The sequence below is a fragment of the Micromonospora sp. NPDC049645 genome (assembly GCF_040675155.1).
Lineage (GTDB): Bacteria > Actinomycetota > Actinomycetes > Mycobacteriales > Micromonosporaceae > Micromonospora.
The window spans coordinates 1-23,869 of the sequence record NZ_JBFAOI010000006.1; the positions used below are offsets into that span (position 1 = coordinate 1).

The following is a 23,869-nucleotide window of genomic DNA, read 5'->3' on the forward strand; positions in this document are numbered from 1 at the left end:
TCGCGACGAGTCTGCAGGAGTCGAAGCTGGAGAACCTGGGCCACCTCGGCGACATGAACGACCACGACTCGCTGGGCCTGTTCCAGCAGCGCCCGTCCAGCGGTTGGGGTACGCCGGAGCAGATCACCGACCCGGCCTACTCGACGACCGCGTTCCTCAAGGGCCTGCGCCAGGTCGACGGCTGGCAGGACATGCCGCTGACCCAGGCCGCCCAGACCGTGCAGGTCTCGGCCTACCCGGACGCCTACGCTCAGTGGGAGCAGCAGGCCGCCGACCTCGTCGGCCACTACTGGAACAGCTGACCCACACGAGAACAGCAGGACACCGACCGCTGGCCGGCACCCACCACCGGGTGCCGGCCAGCGGCCTTTCCACGCGGCCGACTCAGTGGTCAGAAGAGGACGGTGGCCAGGGTGCCGATCGGCTGGAAGCCGCAGCGCTCATAGACGCGGCGGGCCGGGAGGTTGAAGTCGTTGACGTACAGGCTGACGGTGGGGGCGACCCGCAGCAGGGCGTCGCGGACCACGGCTGCCATGGCGGCGGTGGCGATGCCCCGGCCTCGCCACTCCGGGGCCACCCAGACGCCCTGGATCTGCGCCGTCCGCTTGGTCACCACGGCCAGCTCGGCCTTGAACACGACCTTGCCGTCGATGACGCGGGCGTACGCGCGACCGGTCCGAACCAGGTCGTTGACCCGCCGGCGGTAGCTGCGGCCACCGTCCTCGGCCAACGGGGAGACACCGACCTCCTCGGTGTACATGGCCACCGCCGCTGGGAAGAGCCGGTCGACCTCGCCGGAGCGGACCTGGCGTACCTCCGGGTCGGCCGGTACGGGTGGCAGGGTGTCGGTGACCAGCAGCGGCTGGTTGGGGCGGACGTCTCGCGCCGGCCCCCAGGTGTCGGAGAGGCGGTCCCACAGCCCGAGGACGGCGTCGGCCCGGCCGACGATGGAGGAGCAGAGCCGTTCCTCCCCCGCGAGCAGGTCGGCGAAGGCGGCCACTGCCGCGTCGCTGGCCAGCACCGGCGTCAGGTTGCCGCCGAGCCAGCAGAGTGATTCGAGGTTGCGGCGGGCGCCGTACCCCAGGACTCTGCCCTCGGCCCGCCACCAGGAAAGCCCGCGCGCGGCAATCCGCTCGGCGACCTGCGCGCCCGCGAACGGGTCATGGTCGAGCAGTCGCTCGACCGCGCGGCGCTCCGATTCCCCCAGTTGGCGTACCGGCACCGTCAGCACGACTATCAGCCTGCCAGATCGACCCCCCGCTCCGCCGGTCGAGTGCCGAGGCCGGCACCGTTCCGCGGCTCCGGTGATCGGCCGATTCCGCCCGGCCCAGCGGACAACCGGGGGCACCAGGGCACCGAACAGGAGAAACAGGGCCGCGCGCACGAGCCGGCCGGTACGTCCGTGCCCCGAGGCCGAGCAGGCCCACCGCGCCGGACGGGCCACTTGTCGACGATGCATTGCCGATATATCGTTGATGCATCAGCGACAGTACGAGGAAGGGGAGAGCCCGATGAGGTTCCACCGACAGCACCACCCGATGCACGAGGCGCGGATGCGCGGATTCGGCTTCCCGCCGGTCCCGCCCGGTCCGCCCGGTCCCGACCACGAGCACGGACACGGCGGCCCCTGGGGCGGCCGGGGCCGTGGACGGGGTCGGGGCCGCCGCCCCAACGTCCGAGCCTCCGTGCTGGCCCTGCTCACCGAGCGGCCGATGCACGGCTACGAGATGATCCAGGAAATCGACTCCCGCACCGGCGGTGCGTGGCGGCCGAGTCCGGGGTCGATCTACCCCACCCTGCAACTACTGGAGGACGAGGGCGTGATCGTCGCCAGCACCGAGGAGTCCGGTGGCGGGCGGAAGCGGTTCACGGTCACCGAGGCCGGTCAGGCGGAGGCCACCGAGGCCGCGCAGACCCCGCCGTGGGCGGATGTCGCGCAGGGCACGGTGAGCAGCTGGCACGACATTCGCGACTCCGGCGCGCAGGCGATGAACGCCCTGCGCCAGGTGATGATGCACGGCACCGACGACCAGCGTGAGCGGGCGGCCCAGGTGCTCGACGAAACCCGACGCAAGCTGTACGCGATCCTCGCCGAAACCGAGTGACGCCCGCCCGGACCGCATCACCGCAACGGGCCGCACCACAGCAGGCCACAGCACCGGACCCACCACAGCACCACAGCACCAGCGCGAAGACGGCACAACCGACAGCGGCCGTTCCCCTGCCCGGGGAACGGCCGCTGTCGCGTACGAAACGGGATCAGTGCACGGTGACGGTGGGGCCGGTGATCAGCCCGCGCAGCTCCTCCGGAAGCTCGGCGCCCATCTCGTCGGCGATCCGCAGGGCCTCCTCGATCAGCGTCTCCACGATCTGCGCCTCGGGCACCGTCTTGACGACCTGCCCCTTGACGAAGATCTGGCCCTTGCCGTTGCCGGAGGCGACGCCGAGGTCGGCTTCCCGGGCCTCACCGGGACCGTTGACCACGCAGCCCATGACGGCGACCCGCAGCGGGACCGGCAGCCCTTCCAGGCCGGCGGTGACCTCCTCGGCGAGCTTGTAGACGTCGACCTGGGCCCGGCCGCAGGACGGGCACGAGACGATCTCCAGCCCGCGCTCGCGCAGACCGAGGGACTCCAGGATCTGGTTGCCGACCTTGATCTCCTCGACCGGCGGCGCGGACAGCGACACCCGGATCGTGTCGCCGATCCCCTCGGCCAGCAGCGCACCGAACGCCACCGCCGACTTGATGGTGCCCTGGAACGCCGGCCCGGCCTCGGTGACGCCGAGGTGCAGCGGGTAGTCGCACTGCTCGGCGAGCTGCCGGTACGCCCGGATCATCACGACCGGGTCGTTGTGCTTGACCGAGATCTTGATGTCGCGGAAGCCGTGCTCCTCGAACAGCGAGCACTCCCACAGCGCCGACTCGACCAGCGCCTCGGCGGTGGCCTTGCCGTACTTGCTCAGCAGCCGCTTGTCCAGCGAGCCCGCGTTGACGCCGATCCGGATCGGCACCCCCGCGTCCCCGGCGGCACGAGCGATCTCCTTGACCTTGTCGTCGAACTGGCGGATGTTGCCCGGGTTGACCCGGACCGCCGCGCAGCCGGCGTCGATCGCGGCGAAGACGTACTTGGGCTGGAAGTGGATGTCGGCGATCACCGGGATCTGCGACTTCTTGGCGATCGCGGGCAGCGCCTCGACGTCGTCCTGGGACGGCACCGCCACCCGGACGATCTGACAGCCGGACGCGGTCAGCTCGGCGATCTGCTGGAGCGTCGCGTTGACGTCGGAGGTGAGGGTCGTGGTCATCGACTGCACGGACACCGGCGCACCACCACCGACCGGAACCGAGCCGACCATGATCTGGCGGCTGGCCCGGCGGGGGGCGAGCGGCGGCGGCGGCACGGCGGGCATACCGAGACTGATAGCGGTCACTTCAGGCACTCACCTTGAGAAGAGCGTGATCGGGTTGACAACGTCTGCGGCGATGGTCAGCAGCGTGAACGCGCCACCGATCAGGATCGCCGCGTACGTGAAGGGCATCAGCTTGAGGTAGTCCACCCGGCCGGGGTCGGCCCGGCCGATCCGCGCGTAGAGCCAGGATCGGGCCCGCTCGAACCAGGCGATGGCGATGTGGCCGCCGTCCACCGGGAGCAGCGGCAGCAGGTTGAACACCCCGATGAAGAAGTTCAGCGACACGAAGAGCATGAAGAAGACCAGCCAGGCGTTGTTCTCCACCGCCTCGCCGCCGAGTCGGCTTGCGCCGACGACGCTGATCGGAGTGTCGACGTCCCGCTCGCCGCCGGTGAGGGCGGTCCACAGGGCGGGGACCTTCTGCGGGAGACGCTGGAGCGCCTGGGCGGTGCCGACGGCCAGCTGACCGGTGAAGTCGGCGGTGGCGCCGAAGGCGCCGACCGGCCCGTACGTCACGCGGGTCGGGGTGGTGGGCACGAGCCCGACGCCGAGCGCGGCGACCGGCGCGGGGGCTCCCTTCGGGTCGTCCAGCGGCGGACGCTGGGTCTGCGCGAGCACGGTGCTGGTGGTGCCCGGCTGCCCGTCGCGGACGTAGGCGATCTGCGCGGTGTCGCCCGGCTTGAGCCCGCGCAGCGTGCTGAGCAGGTCGCCGTAGGAGTTGATCGGGGTGCCGTTGACCGAGGTGATCCGGTCGCCGTTCTTCAACTGCGCCTGGGCGGCCGGGCTGGCCGCGTCGGCGGGGGTGCACGCCCGCACCGCGTTCTCCGGGACCACGCACTGGCTGAGCTGGATGACCGCAGGCTCCTGGCGGGCCTGCGCGTCGGTGGTCGGGAAGTCGGGGTTGGGCAGGCCGGCGGAGACGGCGAGGATCCAGATCGTGATCAGCGCGAGCGCGAAGTGCGTGATCGACCCGGCGGCCATCACGATGGTCCGCTTCCAGACCGGGTAGCGCCACATCACCCGCGACTCGTCGCCCGGCTCGACGTCGTCGTCCTGCGGTGTCATCCCCACGATCTTGCAGAAGCCGCCGAGGGGGATGCCCTTGAGTCCGTACTCGGTCTCACCCCGGCGGAACGACCAGATGGTGGGGCCGAAGCCGACGAAGAACTTCGTTACCTTCATCCCGAACGCCTTGGCGGTCAGCAGGTGACCCGCCTCGTGCAGGCTCACCGAGATGAGGATGGCCAGGGCGAAGAGGACCACCCCGAGCAGGTACGACATCAAGCTCCTTCCACCGAACCCGCGATGATCTCCTGTGCGTGCGCGCGCGCCCACGACTCCGCCGCGAGCACGTCCTCGACGGTACCTGGTTCGTCGAAGTCCGGAGCCTCCTCCAACACACGCTCCAGGGTGTCCACGATGCCGAGGAACGGCAGCCGTCCGGCCACGAACGCCGCCACGCACTCCTCGTTCGCCGCGTTGTAGATCGCCGGGCGGCAGCGCCCGGTCTCCCCGGCGGCCTTGGCCAGCGCGACGGCCGGGAACGCCTCGTCGTCGAGCGGCGCGAACTCCCAGGTGTGCGCGGTCGTCCAGTCGACGGCGGAGGCGGCCTGCGGCACCCGGTCCGGCCAGCCGATGCCGAGCGCGATCGGCAGCCGCATGTCCGGTGGGCTGGCCTGGGCGATCGTCGACCCGTCGACGAACTCGACCATCGAGTGGATCACCGATTGCGGGTGCACCATCACGGTGATGTCGGCGTAGGGCACGTCGAACAGCTCGTGCGCCTCGATCACCTCCAGCGCCTTGTTGACCATGGTGGCCGAGTTGATCGTGACGACCGGCCCCATGTTCCAGGTCGGGTGTGCGAGCGCCTGTTCGGGTGTGACCTGCGTCAACTCGTCGCGCCGCCGGCCCCGGAACGGGCCGCCGCTGGCCGTGACGATCAGCCGCCGCACCTCACCGCCCGTGCCGGCGCGCAGACACTGGGCCAGCGCCGAGTGCTCCGAGTCGACCGGAACGATCTGCCCCGGCCGCGTCACCGCGGCCTTGACCAGCGGGCCGCCGGCGACGAGCGACTCCTTGTTGGCCAACGCGAGGGTACGACCACCGCGCAGCGCGGCCAGCGTAGGAGCGAGGCCCAGCGAGCCGACCACCCCGTTGAGCACGATGTCGCACGGCCACTGGGCCAGCTCGGTCATCGCGTCCGGACCAGCCACGATCTTGGGAAGTTTGAAGTCGCCGGTGGCCCAGCCGCGCCGGCTCGCCTCGGCGTAGAACGCGAGTTGCAGGTCCTGCGCGGCGGACGCCTTGGCCACCCCGACCGCCTCGACGCCCAGTTCGAGGGCCTGCGCGGCGAGCAGCTCGACGTTGCCGCCGCCGGCACCCACGGCGACCACCCGGAACCGGTCCGGGTTGCGCCGGACGATGTCGATGGCCTGGGTGCCGATCGAGCCGGTCGACCCGAGCAGGACAAGATCGCGGGGGGAAGTCACTCCGCCATTCTTCCCCACCTCCGCTGCACGTCCGCTGGGAGCCTCAGGAGTCCCCGTCCGGCGCGGCCGCTGCCGGGCCATGATCGACTCGGGTTCAAGGAAGTCGCGGCATCCCCAGCACCCGGACGGCCCGATTTCCAGAAAACCGTGTCGATCAAGCCTCGTCGTCGGCGGACTCGGGCCCCGGCCCGGTCGGTGCGGCCTCCTCGCCCAGCAGGTCGCCCGGATCGATGGAGAACTCGAACGGCTCTTAACAGCTCGGGGCGGTCACCGTCATGAGCGGTATACCTCAGTGTCATATTTATGCCTGTGAGGTATACCGCTTGTCGGGAGGTGGCCGCCCGGACGGGAGGACCATGGGCTCTGTCGACGATCTACCGCTGCCGCAGTACGTCAGCACTGAGGACGTCGTGCTGGCGCTGACCCCTGCCGGATGCACCGCTGGGGCCGTCGCGTCCTGGAAGAGCGCGGCCTGACCGATGAGCAGGTGCAGACGTTGATGGCTGGAGGAACGGTGGCACTGCGATGACCGCGCCACGGTAGATCATTCGATTTGTGACGCCAAGCTCGACGGCGTCGGACGCTGCCGGCGGCCCGACGCCCACGACGGACCCTGCGCTCAGGCGATCGACTCGGCTTCACGGAAATCGGGGTGTCCGCAGCGCGCGGACACCCCGACTTCACCTAACCGTGTCGATCAAGCGGGCGGCTAGCCGCCGTTGATGACGAACTGCGAGCCCGGCTGGATGACGATGTTGCCGTCGGCCGAGTTGGTGATGGTCACGTTGGTCAGGTTGGCGTTGCCGCGCGCGCCGCTCATCGCGAGGATGCCGGCACCGTTGTTGGATTTGTCGATCCGCACGTTGGTGATGGCGACGTTCGGCATGTTGCCGCCGCCGTTCTTGAACTGGATGCCGTCGTAGGTGGAGTCGATGATGTCGGTGTCCCGGATGGTGACGCCGACGATGTCCCTGGTGGCCGGGAAGAGGGTGATGGCCCCGAACTCCTGGTCCTCGTTCCAGAAGGCACCGCCGGTGCGGTAGAGCCCGTTGTTGGCGATCAGCGTCGTGCCGGAGAACGGCAACGGGTCGTGGTCCGTCGCCAGCATGATGCCCGGGTAGTTGGCGGTGTCGTAGATCAGGTTGTTCTCGATCGAGTTGTCGTAGCCGCCGTAGATGGCGATGCCGTTCGCCCGCCAGGGCAGCTGGATGGTGTTGTTGACGAAGTGGTTGTCGTGGGCGATGTCGACGCTGCGGTCCTTGACGTACGGGTTGGCCCAGACGGCGAGGGCGTCGTCGCCGGTGGTGCGGAACGACGAGTTGAACACCCGCGAGTTGCGCGTGCCGTTGCTGAAGTTGATGCCGTCTGCGTACGTGTTGCGGATCCGCATGCCGCTGAACTCCAGCCCGTCGGCCGGCCCCCACAGGTCGGGGATGTTGTCGTAGTCGCGGCCCACCCAGACACCCACGTTGGCGTGCTCGATCCAGACATTGCTGATCTTCGTGCCGGTGCCGAAGCGACCGTTCAGGCCGACGCCGCCCTCGGCGTTGCCGTCGCCGCCCCGGATCCGGCCCGAGCCGAAGATGGCGATGTCGGAGATCTGGGTGTTCTTGTCGATGTCGAAGCCGAAGTTGCCCTCGTGCGGGTGGTTGATGCCGCCCACCACGTTCTGCGGCTCGGTCAGCGTGTACAGCTGCGAGTGCCACATGCCGGCGCCCCGGATGGTGACGTTGCTGATGCCGACCTGGTTGTGCGTACCCCGGTTCAGCGGGTCGTCGGTCAGGATCTTCTGCTCCTGCCGCCACTGCCCGGCGGGAATCCAGACGCAGCTGATGACGCCGTTCTGGTCGTCGGTCACCGCGCGCTGGATGGCGGCGGTGTCGTCCAGCCCGTCGTTCGGAACCGCACCGTACGACGTGATCGAGGTGCAGCCGGCCGGCTGGCTCGCCGCCGGTGCCACCTGCTCCAGGTCGATCATGTCGATGACGTAGAACGAGGCGGTGTCACCGGAGTCGCGCTGCAACTTGAACCGGGTGCCGGCCGGGTACGACTGCGCCAGCAGCGCGTTCGACTCGTCGAAGAGCCGTCGGGCGTCGGCCTGCGGGGTGTTGGTCAACGCCTCCGGCCCGTCGGTGTTGCCGTAGAGCCAGCTGTGCTTCGACGACAGGGTCAGCTTCCGGGAGAAGACGTCGTTGACGTAGAGGCTGATGGTCGCCTCGATGCCGCCACCACCGGGCGCGTCCGGAATGGAGTTCCGCACGACGATGGCGTTGGCCTGGTTGGCCGAGGTGAACTCGACGAACTGGCCGGTGCTGGTGAGCCGTACCGACTTGCGGCCGGAGGACTCGCTGGCGAAGTTGGTGTGCCCGAACGTGCGCAGCGGGTCGGCCTCCAGCAGCGTGCCCTGGTAACGGCCGGCCTCGGCCTCGTAGGAGACGTACGGAACGGCGGCCCCACGGCCGACCACGATCGACTGGCTGAACGCGTTGTTGGTCTCGTTGGTCTCGGTGACCACGTTTGTGGCGTCGGCGGTGGCGGTGATGGTGGCGCCGCCGCTGGTGGCGGTCCAGCTACCGCTGACGGCCACGGTGACCGTCGCGCCGGCGGCGATCGAGGCGGTGTTGGTGTTGAGCGTGGTGCTGCCCGCCACCAGCCGGGTGACAGTGGTCGCGCCGGTCGCGGTGGTGCCCCGGTTGCGCACCGTCACGGTGAAGGTGACGGATGCCCCGACGGCCGGGTTCGGCGGGTTCGAGGCGATGCTGAGCACCTGGAGGTCGGGGCCCGGCGCCTGTGCCACCACCAGCGGCGACGCCGCGGTGAGGCTGTTGTTGCCGTTGTTCTGCTCGACGATCGTGTTGGTCGGGTCGACCACCGCCGAGACGGCGTAGCTGCCCATCGGGCGGGTGCCGGCGTTGAACGAGACGGTGGTCGACGCGCCCGCGCTGAGCGCGCCCACCGAGGCGCTGCCGACGAGGGCGCCGGCCAGGCTGAAGTTCACCGTGGTCGCACCGGCCGCGGCGGACCCGATGTTCTGCACCACGGCCGAGAGGGTGACCGGGCTGACCTCGCTGGGCGACGTCGGCGACCAGGTCACCGAGCTGACGACCAGGTCCGGGTTGGGCGCCGGGGTGCCGCACACCTCCAGCTCGGCCACCTGGCCGGACGGGGCGCCGGTGTTGCCGGTGAACCGCAACTGCACGTCCGCGGTGGTCGCGGTGACCGGGATGGTCACCACGTTGGTGCCCTGGACGAACTGGTAGGCAGCCGCCGACACCAGACTGGTGTACGTGGACGACGCCTGGTCGCGGCCGAGCACCTGGATGGTCTGGGTACGGGTGCCCCAGGCCGGGTCCGGGTTGAGCTTCACGGTGACGCCGGAGATGGAGTGGTTCGCGCCCAACGCCACGGTCAGGTTCTGCGGGTAGCTCGCCGCACCCTCCCAGTAGGTGGTGAGCTGACCGTCGTTCGCCTTGTCCGGGGTGAAGCTGAAGGTGGAGCCGCTCGCCGTCATGCTCTTGCCCTGGGCCACGTTGGTGCAGGCGGGCGGGTTGCTGCCGGTCCGGGTGACGGTGTTGCTGTTGCCCGACAGGTTGCCGGCGCCGTCACGGGCGCGGACGTAGTACGACACGGTCGCCGTCGCCGCCTGGGTGTCCTGGTAGCTGAGGACGGTGCCCAGTGTCGCGATCAGGTTGCCGCCCCGGTAGACGTTGTAGCCGGCGAGCCCGCTGCCACCGGAGTCGGTGGAGGCCCCCCAGGTGAGGGTGATCGTGCTACCCGACGTGCTGTACGACAGCGTCCCCGGCACGCTCGGCGCGGTGGTGTCGCCGCTGCCGGTGCGGGTCACCGTGTTGCTGTTGCCGGAGACGTTGCCGGCGACGTCACGGGCCCGCACGTGGTAGGAGACGGTGGCCGTGCTCGGCTGCGTGTCGTTGAAGCTGGTCACGTTGCCGATGGACTGGAGGAACGCGCCGTTGCGGTAGATGTCGTAGCCGGCGACGCCGCTGCCGCCCGCGTTGTCCGTGGACGCGACCCAGTTGAGGCTGATGGTGGTGCCCGACTGGGTGTACGACAGGTTGCTCGGGGCGCTCGGCGCGGTGGTGTCGGGGGTGGTGCCGCCGCTGCCGTACACCTCCAGCTCGGAGAGCTGCCCGGCCGGCCAGCCGCTGTTGGCGGTGATGGTGATCCGGACGTAGCGGGTGGAGGTCGAGCTGAAGTTGATCGTGACGGTGTTGCCGCTCGCCGGGTTGAAGGTGTACGTCTGCGATCCGACCAGGTCGGTGAACGACGTCCCGTTGGCGCTGCCCCGCACGCTCAACGCCTGCGTCCGGGTGCCCCAGCCGGAGGTCGGCAGCTTCAGCACCACCTGGTTGACGCTCTGCGACGAGCCGAGGTCGACCTGCACCCACTGGGGGAAGGCGTTGTTGACGCTCTCCCAGTAGCTGCCCGCGTTGCCGTCGACGACCTTCGACGAGTCGTAGACGTCGGCGTGGCCGCTCTCCTGGGTGGGGCGGCCCTGGGCGAGGTTGGTGGCCGCCGCGGCGAAGCCGGTGCTCGGTGCGGCGGCGGCCGGATCGGCGGGCCGGGCGGCGGCCGGGTTCGCGACGGCTGTCGCTCCGGCCGTGGCGATCAGCGCGGCGGCGGCTGTGGCCGCCACCATCCTGAACAGATTCGTTCGTCTCATCACTGTCCTTGTCGTCGGGGGACGGTTGCCGCGGCGGCGTGACCACGGGGGTGGGGGATGCGGCGGTGCAGCGCCGGCCGACGCGAGTGGGCCGGGGTCGAGGGAGACGGGTGGTGCGGGCGGCGCGGGGGCGCCGCTCGCCCTGGAAACACCAGATGGGTACGACCATCAACGGGCCTCACCTGGAGGCCCGTTGAATCTTCCGAGAGCATGCACAGAACCGTGCACGCCTTTGTCGAAATCTTGCGTTACTTTGACCAAAGGTTACTGACGTGCTACGGGAGGGTCAATACTTCGACCGCCGTGACTATTGACGGACATGTCTGCCCTGGCGTCCGTCGACGGACGGTACGGCCACCAAGATTTCGGGGAAGGTGCCACCTCCCGACGACTGGAGGTCACACCTTCCCCGAAGTTGCGCGCATCTTGCGTCAGGTCGTCCCGGAACGATCAGGCATCTGGTGCCGCCAGGACGAAGGTCTCCAACAGCTCTCCGCCGTACCAGTCGGTGCGCTGACCCACGTGCGCCATGCCCAGTCGCCGGCAGACCGCCATCGACGGCTCGTTGCCCGGCGACACGACCGCGTAGACCTGCCGGGTACCGGCGGCGAACTCCCGCGCCACGAGCGCCCGAGCCGCCTCGGTGGCGTAGCCGTGACCCCACGAATCCGGGTGCAGGTGCCAGCCCACCTCGATGTCCCGCGTGCGCATCGCCTCATCCCGCCCCGGCAGCGGCTTGAGCAGCGCCGTGCCGGCCACCTGACCCGGTCTCGCGCACCTCCATCGCCCAGGTGCCGTACCGGCCGCCGTCGGCGGCGTGCCGCTCCTGCCAGATCCGCAGCCGCTCGGCGGCCTGCGCCGGGTCCGTCATCGGTAGGCCGGGTGCGCCCAGGAACCGGGTGACATCGGCCCGGGAGTAGATCGCGAAGATCCGGGCCAGATCGGCCGGATCGTCGGTCCAATCACGCAGGATCAGGCGTTCGGTGGTGAGAACAGTCATGACCGGCGATCTTAAGGAGTGACCACCCCGGCGACCGGGAAGGAGGACCCGATGGGCAACGGATGGCAGCGCGCGAAACGGATCACCAGTGCCGCGTTCCGTCCGGTGCGTGGGCGGGACCTGTCGCTGCACGCCGCCGCGATCACCTTCTACGGGGCGATCGCCGTGGTGCCGGTCGCCCTGTTGGCGATCTGGCTCACCGCACTGCTCGCCGGGGCCGACCGGGTCCGCCGACTCACCTCGTACGCCGTGGAGGCCCTGCCCACCGCGATCGGCGCGCCCCGGGCGGTGGAGGCGCTGGTCGAAGCCGGGGTGGGGTTGACCCCGCTGCTGGCGCTGGCGTCCCTGCTGCCCGCCTCGCTGTACGGCGAGGGTCTGCGCCGGGCGTTCGTCTCGGTGGCCGCCCCCCACACCGACGAGCACCTGGTCGGCTGGCGGGGCCGGCTCCTGCTGCTGCCACTGCTCGCGCCGGCGCCCGCGCTGCTGCTGTCCATCCTGCTGGCGCTTCCACTCACCACCCGCCTGGTCCGCCAGGGTGGTTGGCTCGGTGCGCTCGGCGTGGTGCTGTCGTTCCTGGCGGTCTGGCTGGTGCTCACGCCGGTGCTGATGTGGGTGTTCCGGGTCGTCGGGCCGGCCTCACCGGACTGGCTCTCCACCCTCGGGATGGGGTCCTTCACGGCGGCGAACCTCTCCGGTTTCCTGCACGGCTTCGTGCTCTTCGCCTCGCTCCCGCTGGACCTGGGCGCCCCGTTCGGCGGCTTTGACGACATCGGGGCGGGCGTGGCCGTACTCCTCTGGCTCTACCTGTTCCACGTGATCGTCCTGGCCGGCTACTCCGCCACCCTGGCCCTCTCCCACTGGCGCACCCGCCGCTCCTCGGGCTGATCATGAAGTTGTCGCCCACTCGCCGCAAGGGGCTGCCCCGGCCCGGCGGCGCGGACTAGGCTGCCGCGGCATGAGCAGTGAGATTCCGGCCCGCGCCGACGTCGTGATCGTCGGTGCCGGGCACAACGGTCTGGTCTCCGCAGTCCTGCTGGCCCGCGCCGGCCTGGACGTCCTGGTGTTGGAGGCCGCCGACGTGATCGGCGGCGCGACCCGCACCGAGACCCCGTTCGCGAAGGTGCCGGGGCTGCGCCACTCCACCGGCTCGTACCTGCTCGGGCTGATGCCCCCGGAGCTGCTCGCCACGCTCGACGTACGGATCCCGGTGTTGCGCCGCGACCCGCACTACTTCCTGCCCACGCCGGGCGGTCTCGGCTCGCCGTATCTGCTGTTCGGCAGCGACACCGCCGCCACCCGGGCGCAGCTGGCCGAGTTCTTCTCCCCCGCCGACGTGGCCGCCGACGACGCCATGCAGGCCGAGCTGGCCGCGCTGCGCGAAGACCTCGCACCGGCCTGGCTGGCCGAGCCACTCGACGTCCGGGAGACCGCCGAGCGGCACGTCCGCCCGGCCCTGCGCCAGGTCTTCGTCGACCTCGTCCAGGGCTCGGTCGCCGACTACCTGGCCCGGTTCGAGTTCCGCTCCGAGCTGCTGGTCAGCATGTACGCGGTGACCGACGGCCTGTCCGGGCTCAACGCCGGCCCCGACGACCCCGGCACCGGCCACAACTTCCTCGTGCACAACATGTGCAGACTGCCCGGCTCCGGCGGCACCTGGATGATCGCCGAGGGTGGGATGGGCACGGTCTCCCGGACGTTCGCCGAGGCCGCACGCGCCGCCGGCGCGACGATCCGGACCGGCACGCCGGTACGCGCGGTGACCCTGGACGGCGGCGCGGCGAGCGGAGTAGTGCTGGCCGACGGTCGGGAGGTCGCCGCCCGGGTGGTGCTCGGCGCGTGCGACCCGTACCGCTTGATGGACCTGTTGCCCGACGGCGCGCTCCCGGCGCGGCTCGGCGAACGGATGGCGGCGGTCCGCCGGCCCGGCACCACCCTCAAGCTCAACCTGGCGCTCCGCGGGCTGCCGCGCTTCTCCTGCCTGCCGGACGGCACGCCGAGCCCGTTCGGCTCGACCATCCACCTGCTGCCCGGGTCCGCGTCGCTGGTCGGCGGGGAGGCGACCTCGCCGATGACCGCGCTGCGTGCGATGTGGGCCGACGTGCAGGCCGGGCTCCTGCCCGCGGAGCCGACGATCGAGTGGTACCTGCACACCACCGTCGACCCGTCACTGTCCGACGCCGCCGGGCACCACTCGTCGGCGCTGTTCGTCCAGTCGGTCCCCTACGAGCTGGCCGGCACCAGCTGGGACGCGGAGCTGCCGGGCTACGTCGACCGGCTGATCGGGATCGTCGAGCGGTACGCCCCCGGCACCGCCGACCTGATCGCCGACGCGGTGCCGCTGCCGCCGCCCGGCATCGAGGCGCACTTCGGCATCACCGGAGGGCACATCCACCACGTCGACAACACCGTCTCGTTCACCGACCGGATGCCCTACGCCACCGGCGTCGACGGTGTGTACGCGGGCAGCGCCGGCTGCCACCCGGCCGGCAGCGTCATCGGTGCGGCCGGCCACAACGCGGCCCGTCGCATCCTGGCCGACCTAGGCCGCTGACCCGCCCTCGGCAGGGCTGGCCGACGGTCGGAGGTCGCCCGCGCCCCCGATCAGGTAGTAGCCGACCAGCAGGAGGTACGCGCAGAGGCTGAGGATGGGGTCGACGAAGACGACGGCGAAGGCCACCAGGTAGAGCAGGGGCTTGAGGAGTATCCGACGTGCGATCGCCCGAGCCAGCCGGGGATCCAGGTCGGCGAGGAGCAGCCCACGCCGACGAGCCCACCACCAGGTCAGATTGACGAAGATCGCCTCGCCGAGCACGGTGCCGACGTAGAGCCCGGCGGTCAGCCGCTGCTCGGTCACCCCGCCGCGCAGGTTGTCCGACAGCAGGTCGGCGGTGAACGGGATGGTGGCGATGAAGAGCAACACGAACAGGTTGAGGACCAGCAGCATCTGATCGACCCGGGCCACGTACCGCCACAGGTTGTGGTGGGCGAGCCAGACCTGGCCGGCGATCGCGAAGGTGATGACGTACGCCAGGTAGGACGGCCAGGCGTGGGCCAGGGCATCCGGAAGTTCCCGCCCGCTCTCCCGCGCCGGGCCGCTCTGCAGCAGCTCGACGGCCATCACCGTCAACACGACCGCGAAGACGCCGTCGCTGAACGTCTCCACCCGGGCAGCGTCCCGGGTCTTCTCCCGGCCACGCCCGTACCGAAACTCGTCCTCCTGCGCGCCCGCCGCCACTGCCGCCCCGCTCTCGGTGTGTCCGGTTGCTACCGGACTGCGGCTTTCACCGCACCACTGCATCGTGGCGTACGGGGCGACGGCGCGGACGCGGAACGGCACGCGCCCGGGGCGCGACGTCGCGCCCCGGCTGGCTCGTCAGATCGCGGCCTCACCGGCGGGGGCCGGGGTCTCCGCGTCCACCCGGTGCGCTCGCACCTTGTGGCCGACACTGGTGAGGCAGCGGCCGCTGGGCAGGTCGAAGCGCCAACCGTGCAGCTGGCAGGTGAGCTGGTCACCCTCGACGATGCCGAAGCGGGTCAGGTCCGCCTTCAGGTGCGGGCAGCGCCGCTGCACCACCCAGTCGCCCAACGTGATGTCCTCGGCGTCCGTGCTGCGCTCGTGCTCGTCGTACCAGCCCTCGGCGTACTGGAGCCGCTCCTCGGAGAGGCACTTGAAGAACGCGTAGACGAACTCGTTGTACTGGCCGATCCGGGCCGCCGAGAACCGGCAGGACAGGAAGAGCGAGTTGACCCAGTCCACCTCGTCGACGAAGAGCAGGTGCTCGATCAGCGACCGCTCGGTCCGGAACCGGTAGCGCACCTTCTCGTCCGCGTACGGCCGGACCTCCTTGCCGGGGAAGTCCACGACGATGGATTCAATCGTCTCGCCGTCGTACCCCACCAGGTCGAAACGGACCGGGCCGCCGACCCCCTTGGCCAGGTAGATCGACTCGTCGAGCAACGGCTCGATCCGGCGCTTCATCTCGCCGAGCACGTCCACCTCGGGATGCCGCCAGGACGCCTTCTCCGCCTCGATGATCGGGCGCTTACGCTCCCGCATCTCCTCCAGATGGGCGACCTTGTCCGCGAAGAACTCCTGCACCGGCACCGGGTGGGTGGTGCTCGCACCCTCGGTGGTGACCTCGGCGACGCTGCCCGGCAGCAGCACGATGCCGTTGCTGCCACCGACCTTGGCGTACTCCGACAGGAAGACGGACTGGTCGGGGAAGATGTTGCCCTCGTCGCCGTGGATGTCGTTGAACTGCCAGAGGGCGTCGTCGAGGAAGCACGGCGGACCGGCGATCGGGAAGACGTGCGACGCCTTCAGGTCGTCGATGTACCGCCAGGTCCGGTCGAACTGCCGGTCCCGCTTCTGCTTGCCGAACGCCGTCTTCGCCGCCTGCGGCAGCTCGTAGACCATCGGGTACCAGATCGCGCCGGAGAACTGGAGCAGGTGCGCGTGCACGTGCCCCAGCTCGGCGAAGACGCTCAGGTCAGTCGGCCGGGCGTCGTTCTGGTTGAGCAGCCGCACACCCTCGTACTCGACCCAGAGCGACGAGTCGCCGATCGGCCCGTCGGTCGGGCTGGTCAACGCCTGAATCATGATCTTCAGGCCGCCGGGCAGCTCCACCACCTGCTCGTTGGGCGCCTTCAGGAACTTGGTGAAGCCCAGCGCCCGGAACTCGTCCTCCATCTCCGAGGTGGGGAACTCGGGCAGCAGGACGGTGGCGTCCTTGGAGATGAAGTCGCGCAGGTGCTTCGCGTCGAAGTGGTCCCGGTGCAGGTGGGAGACGTACAGGTAGTCGACCTGGCCCAGGCTCTCCCAGTCCAGCAGCGAATTGTCCGGGAACGGGAACCACGACGCGAAGTAGGCCGGATTGACCCATGGGTCGCACAGGATGCTGCCCGCGGCCGTGTCGATCCGCATGCTGGCGTGCCCGGTTCCGGTCACTCGCACCGCACAGTCCCCCTCAAACAGACAATCAGGTGTACGCCAAACGCTACCGGAGCGAGTCTGACCGCCGCCCCGCGACGCCGGTAGTGCCGTCCAGCCCAGCTGGGCAGGGGCCGATGGCCAGGAAACCCCCACCCCACCGCACCGCGTACGAGGCGTGCCAGACTAACCAAAGATCCGATCGCGAGGGAAGGACCGACAGTGGCAGGAAGCGAGCCGGTAACGTCGCCAGACCAGCACAAGCCCGGGCACCGCAAGGCCGGGCAGATCGGCGCCGTGCTGTCCGCACTGGTGCTGCTGGCGATGATCTGCGGCAACCACGAGGGCAGGGTCGAGGACATCTGGCTGATCGGCCTGGCCGCGCTGCTGCTGATCATCGTGATCGGCGACGTCGTGCTGCGGCGCAGCGGTCTGCGCTCCTGACCCGACCCCATCGCCGGACGGCCGGCCAACGCGCGCCGAGGGCCCGCCCCCACCCGGGGGACGGGCCCTCGTCCGTTTCGCGTCGGGGTCAGCGCCCGAAGAGAATGTCCTGCACGTCCTTGAGCGCGGCGTCGACCTCAGCCTCGAAGTAGCCGCCGGGCACCAGGCCGAACCGGAGGGTGTCCAGGTCCTTCGGGTCGACCGGCATCGGATTGCGGCGCTGCATGCCACCGAGCAGGGTCTCGAAGAACCGGTCGACCTGGTCGGGGTCGTACCCGCTGCCGAACCGGCGCACCTGGAAGCTGCGGCGAATCTGGTCGACCCGGTACAGGTCACTGCCGGGCGGACCGGCCATCGGCGGGCCGGCCACAGCGGGCGGACCAGCCATCGGCGGACCGGCCATCGGCGGACCGGCCATCGGCGGACCACCGAGGCCCTGCTGCGGCAGCGGAGGCGGACCGGCCGGGCCCCGGCGCATGTCGCGCAGATCCCGCTCCGGCATCCGGATCTCAGCCGTCATGTCGGCACGACCGTGCCGCCCGGCCTCGAAGCCGTCGAAGCGCGGCTCCTCCGGGGGCGGCGGGTAACCGCCGGGCGAGCGCTGGTCGTCGGGGCCGTACCCGCCACGCTGGTCATCCGGGCCGTACCCACCGGGTGCGCGCTGGTCGTCCGGGCCGTACCCGCCGGGGCCGGCGGGCAGGCCGCGCGGCGGCCCACCGTGGCCACCCATCGGGCCGGGGCCCATCGGCCCACCGGGACCCATCGGGCCGGGGCCGGCCGGGCCACGCGGCGCGTCGTAACCACCGCGGGGGGCGTCGTACCCACCGGCGAAGGCGCCGGTCGGCTCGTCATAGCGGCCGTAGGGCGGGCCGGCCTGCGCGGGCATCGGACGGGGCGGCATCGGCTGCGGAACCATGCCCCGGTCATCGCGCATCGGCGGACCCATCCGGTCCGGTGGGCCCATCCGGTCGCCCATCCGGGGGTCGCCACCACGCCCGGCGCCGTTGCGCTCCTCCAGCTCGGCCAGCTGCCGCTCGACCCGGTCCAGGTGCAGGTCGACCTGCCACTCGTCGTAGCCGTTGAAGCGGACCCGGAAGACGACGTCATGGACCTCCTGGGAGGCCACCGGGGCGCCGACCTGGCGGCCGTCGAGCGTCGCCTCGACCCGGTCGAGGAAGGCATCCACCTCGTCGACCTTGTATCCCCGGCGGAGCGCCTTGCGCCGGAAACGCTGACCCTGACTCGCCACTATGTCTCCTGGTCTCGTTCGCCACGCCCGGTCACGCCGGTGCCTCTCCGGCGCGGTCGGTGTTGGTGTCGTTGTCCTCGGCGGCGGCGAGCTGGCCACACGCGCCGTCGATCTCGCGACCTCGGGTGTCCCGAACTGTGGTGGACACCCCGGCGTCGCGCAACCGCCGGACGAACTCCCGCTCGACCGGCTTCGGGCTCGCGTCCCAGCGGCTACCCGGCGTCGGATTGAGCGGAATGAGGTTCACGTGGGCCAATTTGCCGGCCAGCAGCCGTCCGAGCAGGTCGGCTCGCCACGGCTGGTCGTTCACGTCCTTGATCATTGCGTACTCGATGGACACGCGACGGCCCGTCCGGGCGGCGTAGTCCCACGCTGCGTCCAGCACCTCGGCTACCTTCCAGCGCTGGTTTACCGGCACGAGTTCGTCGCGCAGATCATCATCGGGCGCGTGCAACGACAGCGCAAGGGTCACTGAGAGGTCTTCGCTGGCCAGTCGGTGGATGGCCGGAACCAGGCCGACCGTGGAAACGGTGATGTGCCGCTGCGACAGGCCGAGCCCCTCCGGCGCCGGGCTGACCAGCCGACGGATCGCCGCGATCACCCGGTTGTAGTTGGCCAGCGGCTCGCCCATGCCCATGAAGACGACGCGCGACAGCCTCGGCGGGGAGCCCGCGACCACGCCCGACGCCGCCACCCCGGCCATGTACACCGCCTGGTCGACGATCTCCGCCGTCGACAGGTTACGGGTCAGACCGGCCTGGCCGGTCGCGCAGAACGGACAGGCCATGCCGCAGCCCGCCTGGCTGGAGATGCAGACGGTCACCCGGTCCGGGTAGCCCATCAGCACGCTCTCCACCAGCGCGCCGTCGTGCAACCGCCAGAGGGCCTTGCGGGTCGCGCCGTCGTCGCAGGCCAACTCGCGCACCGGCTTGAGCAGCGTGGGCAGCAACTTCTCGGCCAGCCGCTCCCGCGTCGCCGCAGGCAGGTCGGTCATCTCCTGCGGGTCGCGGACCAACCGCCCGAAGTAGTGGTTGGAGACCTGCTTGGCGCGGAAGGCCGGCTCACCCAGCCCGGTCACCAGCGCCTGGCGGCCGGCCAGGTCCAGGTCAGCGAGGTGCTGAGGGGGCATGGTCGCCCGGCGCGCGGCGGGGGCGACCGAGATGGCGGGGATCAGGGGCAGGCTCGTCATGGCTGGTCCAGTGTGTCACGCCGTCGACGGCAGGTGCCGGTCCGGAGGGGCCGAACCGGCCGCGACCGCCGCAGGCGGATGACCGGGACGCCGTGATTCATACCTCAGTTCACCACCGGCACGAAGACCGCCAACAGCAGGTACGCCGTCGGCACCGCGAACAGGATCGAGTCCAGTCGGTCCATCAGACCGCCGTGGCCGGGCAGCAGGTTACTCATGTCCTTCACGCCGAGATCCCGCTTGATCATCGACTCGGCCAGGTCGCCGAGGACCGCCGCGCAGGAGACGGCCACCCCGAACACCGCACCCCACCAGGGAGCCACCTCGAACATCAGCCACAGCAGCAACGCGCCACCCAGGGCCGCCGCGGTGACCGAACCGGCAAAGCCCTCCCAGGACTTCTTCGGGCTGATCGACGGGGCCATCGGGTGACGGCCGAAGGAGACGCCGGCCGCGTACCCGCCGGTGTCGGAGAGGACCACCCCGATCAGCGTGGCCAGGATGCGCAGGTGGCCATCGTCCGGGGCCGCCGCCAGCAGCGCCGCGAACCCGGCGAGGAACGGCACGTAGACGGCGATCAGGGTGGCCGCGGTGAGATCCCGTTGGAAACCGGCCGGACCGTCGCCCAGTCGCCAGACCATGGTGCCCAGCACCGTGACCAGCAACCCCAGGCTGAGCGCGTCCGGGCCGGCGAACCAGGCCAACCCCACGGTCAGTACGCCACCGGCGATGAGCGGCACCAGCGGCGGGTGGGCGCCGCTGCGCCGCACCGCCCGAGCCATCTCCCAGCTGCCGATCGCCACGGCGGCGGCGATCACCGGCAGGAACGCCAACGGATAGACGACCAGCGGCACCACGATCAGCGCGCCGAGGCCGAGCCCGACCCCGATCGCCGCGGGGAGGTTGCGGCCGGCCCGCCCGGTGCCCAGCTGCTGGGTGGCCGGGCGGTCGAGGCTGGCCCGCCGTCGCCCCTTCGTCCGTCGACCGGTCGCCGGCGGCTCGTCCGACGCCACCTCGGCCCGCACGGGCGCGAGCTGCTCGGTCGGATACCCCGGGTCGTCGAAGCGCCCGGGAGCGCCCTCGTCCGGGTCGTCGAAACGGGTCGGCTCGTCGAAACGCCCACGGCCCGGCTCGTCGAAGCGCCCGCGGTCCGGGTCGTCGAAACGGGTCGGACCGTCGAAACGCCCACGGTCCGGGTCGTCGAAACGGGTCGGACCGTCGAAACGCCCACGGTCCGGGTCGTCGAAACGGGTCGGACCGTCGCCAGTGGCCGGGGGACGGTCGAAGTACCGGTCGCCGCGACCCCGGTCGTCGTACCGGTCGGGCTGATTGCGGTCGTCGAAACGATCGTGCCGGTCGCGGTCGTCGAAGCGGTCGTCCGGACGGACCGGGCGACCCCGCTCGTCGTACGGGTCCGCCGGGCGCGGGTCGGCGTACGGCCGGGCGTGCGGGTCGGTGTACAGCTCAGGGCCGGCGGCCGGACGGCGGCTCCACTGGCCGGCGTCCAGGTCCTGGTCCGGCCAGGGCAGGGCCGCCGGGCGCTCTGGCCGGTCCCAGCCGCGAGGCTCGCTGCCGTAGGGGTCGGGGTGGGACATCACGCACCGCGACGCGGCACGAGAACCACCACATGACGCAAGACCACAAGCATCCCCTACACGTGCGATGTTCCTCCGATTGACCGCCCCGACGGTCGGTCGATCCCCGGTGTTCACCGCCCGGTGGCCGGGAATCCTGCCGAGCCTACTGCACACACCGGACCGGCACGGCGGACGAGGCACGCCGACGCACGTCACCCGCGCCGCCGGCCCGCCGACCAGCGCGGCAGACCCATCCGGTACGGCACGCCGCGGCAGATCCGCAGTCGTCGATCCGACTCGCGATCAGGTACCGATCCCGCAACCGCCCGCCGTGATCCGCTGGTGGCGTGCCGGCCCGAACCCGCGTCGCGGACAGACGGGACGAGGCCCGTTCCCGATGTCGGGAACGGGCCTCGGAGGGCGGTTCTCACACCTCGAGCAGTTCGGTTTCCTTGTGCTTGACCAGGTCGTCGATGCTGGCCACGTAGCGCTGGGTGAGGTCGTCGAGTTCCTTCTCGGCGCGGCGACCGTCGTCCTCGCCAGCCTCGCCGTCCTTGACGATCCGGTCCAACTCCTCCTTGCCACGGCGGCGGACGTTACGGATCGCCACCTTGGCCTCCTCGCCCTTGTGCCGGGCCACCTTGATCATGTCGCGGCGGCGCTCCTCGGTCATCTGCGGGAGCAGGATGCGCAGCTGGTTGCCCTCGTTGTTCGGGTTCACCCCGAGGTCCGAGTCACGGATCGCCTTCTCCATCGCGTTGATCTGCGAGTTGTCGTACGGCTTGATGATGGCCATCCGCGGCTCGGGAACCGCGATGGACGCCATCTGCGTCAGCGGCGTGGGCGTGCCGTAGTAGTCGATGATGACCTTGGAGAACATGGCGGCGTTGGCGCGACCGGTACGGATGGCGCCGAACTCCTCCTTGGCGTGCTCAACCGCACGCTCCATCTTTTCCTCGGCCTCGAGGAGGGTGTCGTCGATCACCGGTCTCCTCGCCTCCTTCTGTGCTCGTCGTGGGCCTTGCTGAAAGTCGTCAGACCGCTGCTGCCGTCGCCACCGGCGGGGCTCAGGCGGTGATCAGGGTGCCGATCTTGTCGCCACCCACCGCGCGGATGATGGTGTCGTCACCCTGCGCGCCGAAGACCAGCATCGGCAGGCCGTTCTCCATGCAGAGGCTGAACGCCGCCGCGTCGGCCACCCGCAGGTTGCGGCGCAGCACCTCGGAGAAGGTGATCGAGTCGAGCTTGCTGGCGGTGGGGTCGATCCGGGGGTCGGCGGTGTAGACGCCGTCCACGCCGTTCTTGCTCATCAGCACCACGTCGGCCCGGATCTCCAGCGCCCGCTGGGCGGCCACCGTGTCAGTGGAGAAGTACGGCATCCCGGCGCCGGCGCCGAAGATGACCACGCGGCCCTTCTCCAGGTGCCGGATAGCCCGCAGCGGGATGTACGGCTCGGCGACCTGGGCCATGGTGATCGCGCTCTGCACCCGGGTCTCGATGCCCTCCTTCTCCAGGAAGTCCTGGAGGGCGAGGCAGTTCATCACGGTGCCGAGCATGCCCATGTAGTCGGCGCGGGCCCGGTCCATGCCGCGTTTCTGCAGCTCCGCGCCGCGGAAGAAGTTGCCGCCGCCAACCACGACGGAGACCTGTACGCCGCGGCGGACCACGGTGGCGATCTGCCGGGCGATGGCCTGGACGACGTCCGGGTCGACGCCGATCGCGCCGCCACCGAACACCTCACCGGAGAGCTTCAGCACCACCCGACGGGCGCGCCCCGGCGGTGGTGCCGTCGGGTCGTCCAGCTCCAGCGTCCGGTCACTCACAACCTGCGTCATCCGCCCCGCCCTTCCCCACGCGCACGCCCCGTGCGGCGCGTACCGCGAACCTGCCGCTGCTGACCCTATGTGACGAGGAGGCCGCGGTGCCTGTCACGTACACCGGCGGCCTCCTCGTTGACGTCTTCTGCCCACGGACGCCCGCGGCGCCCGGTGGCGGCTCAGGCCTGGCCGACCTCGAACCGCACGAAGCGGGTGACCTCGATGCCGGCCTCGGCCAGCAGCTGCTTCACCGACTTCTTGTTGTCGGCCACGGACGCCTGCTCGATCAGGACGTAGTCCTTGAAGAAGGAGTTCACCCGACCCTCGATGATCTTCGGGAGGGCAGCCTCGGGCTTGTTCTCCTCGCGGGCGGTCTGCTCGGCGATGCGCCGCTCGGACTCGACGACCTCAGCCGGAACCTCGTCCCGGGTGAGGTACTTCGGCCGCATGGCGGCGATCTGCATGGCCACACCACGGGCGTCGGCGTCGCCGGCCTCGTCGGCCTTGCCGGTGTACGACACCAGCACGCCGACGGCGGGCGGCAGGTCCTGGGCCTTGCGGTGCAGGTAGACGGCGGTGGTGCCCTCGACCCGGGCGAACCGGTTGAGCACCAGCTTCTCGCCGATCTTCGCGGACTGCTCCTGGATCAGGTCCGCGACGACCTTGCCGTCGAGCTCGGTGGCGAGCAGCTCCTCGGCGGAGTTCACGTTGGAGCGGTCACCGTGCTCGACCAGCTGCTGGGCCAGCGCGATGAACGAGTCGGTCTTGGCGACGAAGTCGGTCTCGCAGTTCAGCTCGAGCAGCGACTTGCCGGCGTGGGCGACCAGGCCGTTCGCGGCCGTACGGCCAGCCCGCTTGCCGACGTCCTTGGCGCCCTTGACGCGCAGGATCTCGACGGCCTTGTCGAAGTCGCCCTCGGCCTCGGTCAGCGCCTTCTTGCTGTCCATCATGCCGGCGCCGGTGAGGTCGCGGAGCTTCTTGACGTCCGCGGCGGTGATTTGGGACATGGCTCTCTCTTCGATGTTGAGACGGCGTGTGGATGGTCAGAGGTGCCGGTTACCCGGATCCGGGCGGATCGT

The 23,869-nt window shown here is 70.5% G+C and carries 19 protein-coding genes and 1 pseudogene; 5 read left to right on the forward strand and 15 right to left on the reverse strand.

All coding sequences use genetic code 11. From position 1 onward, the window contains the following. Positions 1-302 (forward strand): annotated as a pseudogene (locus AB0J33_RS15515) (hypothetical protein); the annotation flags it as partial. A gap of 89 nt (positions 303-391) precedes the next feature. Here the strand turns inward: AB0J33_RS15515 and AB0J33_RS15520 are convergent. Next, on the reverse strand, positions 392-1,231 hold the full coding sequence (locus AB0J33_RS15520) for a GNAT family N-acetyltransferase (RefSeq protein ID WP_363613942.1): 840 nt from the start codon (positions 1,229-1,231) through the stop codon (positions 392-394). Positions 1,232-1,511: 280 nt separating this feature from the next. On the opposite strand from AB0J33_RS15520, the gene AB0J33_RS15525 reads away from it, so the two are divergent. Then, positions 1,512-2,105, forward strand: a complete 594-nt coding sequence (locus AB0J33_RS15525; protein ID WP_363613944.1) for a PadR family transcriptional regulator — start codon at positions 1,512-1,514, stop codon at positions 2,103-2,105. Between the two features lie 154 nt (positions 2,106-2,259). Here the strand turns inward: AB0J33_RS15525 and ispG are convergent, their stop codons facing one another. The 6 genes from ispG to AB0J33_RS15555 all read right to left on the reverse strand — a co-directional run bounded on the left by ispG (position 2,260) and on the right by AB0J33_RS15555 (position 11,584). Then, positions 2,260-3,432: a flavodoxin-dependent (E)-4-hydroxy-3-methylbut-2-enyl-diphosphate synthase gene (gene ispG / locus AB0J33_RS15530; RefSeq protein WP_363613946.1), complete on the reverse strand. Its 1,173-nt coding sequence runs from the start codon at positions 3,430-3,432 to the stop codon at positions 2,260-2,262. 9 nt (positions 3,433-3,441) lie between these two features. After that, the gene (locus AB0J33_RS15535; RefSeq protein WP_363613948.1) at positions 3,442-4,692 is read right to left on the reverse strand and encodes a site-2 protease family protein; all 1,251 of its coding nucleotides are present in this window, start codon (positions 4,690-4,692) and stop codon (positions 3,442-3,444) included. Then, positions 4,692-5,903, reverse strand: coding sequence for a 1-deoxy-D-xylulose-5-phosphate reductoisomerase (gene dxr / locus AB0J33_RS15540; RefSeq protein WP_363613950.1), 1,212 nt, complete (start codon positions 5,901-5,903; stop codon positions 4,692-4,694). Before dxr ends, AB0J33_RS15535 begins: the two co-directional genes overlap by 1 nt. A gap of 709 nt (positions 5,904-6,612) precedes the next feature. Next, complete coding sequence (locus AB0J33_RS15545) at positions 6,613-10,584, reverse strand: CARDB domain-containing protein (protein ID WP_363613952.1); 3,972 nt, start codon at positions 10,582-10,584, stop codon at positions 6,613-6,615. Between the two features lie 450 nt (positions 10,585-11,034). Next, positions 11,035-11,343: a GNAT family N-acetyltransferase gene (locus AB0J33_RS15550; protein WP_363613954.1), complete on the reverse strand. Its 309-nt coding sequence runs from the start codon at positions 11,341-11,343 to the stop codon at positions 11,035-11,037. Further along, positions 11,300-11,584 (reverse strand): GNAT family N-acetyltransferase, encoded by a 285-nt coding sequence (locus AB0J33_RS15555; protein WP_363613956.1) that lies wholly within the window; start codon positions 11,582-11,584, stop codon positions 11,300-11,302. The genes AB0J33_RS15550 and AB0J33_RS15555 overlap by 44 nt, the downstream gene beginning before the upstream one ends. Positions 11,585-11,635: 51 nt before the next feature. Here AB0J33_RS15555 and AB0J33_RS15560 point away from each other — a divergent pair, with 51 nt between their 5' ends. Further along, entirely contained in the window at positions 11,636-12,469 is an 834-nt protein-coding gene (locus tag AB0J33_RS15560; protein ID WP_363613958.1) for a YhjD/YihY/BrkB family envelope integrity protein, read from the forward strand. 70 nt (positions 12,470-12,539) lie between these two features. Continuing rightward, a complete protein-coding gene (locus tag AB0J33_RS15565; RefSeq protein ID WP_363613960.1) occupies positions 12,540-14,135 on the forward strand; it encodes an NAD(P)/FAD-dependent oxidoreductase in 1,596 nt (531 codons plus the stop codon). Here the strand turns inward: AB0J33_RS15565 and AB0J33_RS15570 are convergent. Next, complete coding sequence (locus AB0J33_RS15570) at positions 14,124-14,819, reverse strand: TMEM175 family protein (RefSeq protein WP_363613962.1); 696 nt, start codon at positions 14,817-14,819, stop codon at positions 14,124-14,126. The genes AB0J33_RS15565 and AB0J33_RS15570 overlap by 12 nt on opposite strands. A gap of 138 nt (positions 14,820-14,957) precedes the next feature. After that, positions 14,958-16,538, reverse strand: coding sequence for a Rieske 2Fe-2S domain-containing protein (locus AB0J33_RS15575; protein WP_363613964.1), 1,581 nt, complete (start codon positions 16,536-16,538; stop codon positions 14,958-14,960). Between the two features lie 198 nt (positions 16,539-16,736). On the opposite strand from AB0J33_RS15575, the gene AB0J33_RS15580 reads away from it, so the two are divergent. Then, positions 16,737-16,958 carry a DUF2631 domain-containing protein gene (locus tag AB0J33_RS15580; RefSeq protein WP_357356519.1) on the forward strand — a complete coding sequence of 74 codons (222 nt, stop codon included), beginning with the start codon at positions 16,737-16,739 and terminating at the stop codon, positions 16,956-16,958. Positions 16,959-17,046: 88 nt separating this feature from the next. Here the strand turns inward: AB0J33_RS15580 and AB0J33_RS15585 are convergent, their stop codons facing one another. The 6 genes from AB0J33_RS15585 to tsf all read right to left on the reverse strand — a co-directional run bounded on the left by AB0J33_RS15585 (position 17,047) and on the right by tsf (position 23,797). Beyond that, positions 17,047-18,207: a DivIVA domain-containing protein gene (locus AB0J33_RS15585; protein ID WP_363613966.1), complete on the reverse strand. Its 1,161-nt coding sequence runs from the start codon at positions 18,205-18,207 to the stop codon at positions 17,047-17,049. A 31-nt stretch (positions 18,208-18,238) separates the two neighbouring features. Continuing rightward, entirely contained in the window at positions 18,239-19,396 is a 1,158-nt protein-coding gene (gene rlmN, locus AB0J33_RS15590; protein ID WP_363613968.1) for a 23S rRNA (adenine(2503)-C(2))-methyltransferase RlmN, read from the reverse strand. Positions 19,397-19,500: 104 nt separating this feature from the next. Then, a complete protein-coding gene (locus AB0J33_RS15595) occupies positions 19,501-20,991 on the reverse strand; it encodes a phosphatidate cytidylyltransferase (protein ID WP_363613970.1) in 1,491 nt (496 codons plus the stop codon). 409 nt (positions 20,992-21,400) lie between these two features. Next, positions 21,401-21,958 (reverse strand): ribosome recycling factor, encoded by a 558-nt coding sequence (gene frr, locus AB0J33_RS15600; RefSeq protein WP_088946658.1) that lies wholly within the window; start codon positions 21,956-21,958, stop codon positions 21,401-21,403. A gap of 82 nt (positions 21,959-22,040) precedes the next feature. Beyond that, positions 22,041-22,808, reverse strand: a complete 768-nt coding sequence (pyrH, locus tag AB0J33_RS15605; protein ID WP_030335195.1) for a UMP kinase — start codon at positions 22,806-22,808, stop codon at positions 22,041-22,043. Positions 22,809-22,969: 161 nt separating this feature from the next. Next, complete coding sequence (gene tsf, locus AB0J33_RS15610; RefSeq protein WP_363613973.1) at positions 22,970-23,797, reverse strand: translation elongation factor Ts; 828 nt, start codon at positions 23,795-23,797, stop codon at positions 22,970-22,972. Between the last annotated feature and the right edge of the window lie 72 nt (positions 23,798-23,869).

What these genes read in the sequence shown, in the direction of transcription:
- AB0J33_RS15525 (WP_363613944.1), top strand. Translation starts at nt 1,512, where the DNA reads ATGAGGTTCCACCGACAGCACCACCCGATGCACGAGGCGCGGATGCGC.
- AB0J33_RS15535 (WP_363613948.1), bottom strand. Translation starts at nt 4,692, where the DNA reads ATGTCGTACCTGCTCGGGGTGGTCCTCTTCGCCCTGGCCATCCTCATC.
- AB0J33_RS15545 (WP_363613952.1), bottom strand. Translation starts at nt 10,584, where the DNA reads ATGAGACGAACGAATCTGTTCAGGATGGTGGCGGCCACAGCCGCCGCC.
- AB0J33_RS15555 (WP_363613956.1), bottom strand. Translation starts at nt 11,584, where the DNA reads ATGACTGTTCTCACCACCGAACGCCTGATCCTGCGTGATTGGACCGAC.
- AB0J33_RS15560 (WP_363613958.1), top strand. Translation starts at nt 11,636, where the DNA reads ATGGGCAACGGATGGCAGCGCGCGAAACGGATCACCAGTGCCGCGTTC.
- AB0J33_RS15565 (WP_363613960.1), top strand. Translation starts at nt 12,540, where the DNA reads ATGAGCAGTGAGATTCCGGCCCGCGCCGACGTCGTGATCGTCGGTGCC.
- rlmN (WP_363613968.1), bottom strand. Translation starts at nt 19,396, where the DNA reads ATGACGAGCCTGCCCCTGATCCCCGCCATCTCGGTCGCCCCCGCCGCG.
- AB0J33_RS15595 (WP_363613970.1), bottom strand. Translation starts at nt 20,991, where the DNA reads ATGTCCCACCCCGACCCCTACGGCAGCGAGCCTCGCGGCTGGGACCGG.
- pyrH (WP_030335195.1), bottom strand. Translation starts at nt 22,808, where the DNA reads ATGACGCAGGTTGTGAGTGACCGGACGCTGGAGCTGGACGACCCGACG.
- tsf (WP_363613973.1), bottom strand. Translation starts at nt 23,797, where the DNA reads ATGTCCCAAATCACCGCCGCGGACGTCAAGAAGCTCCGCGACCTCACC.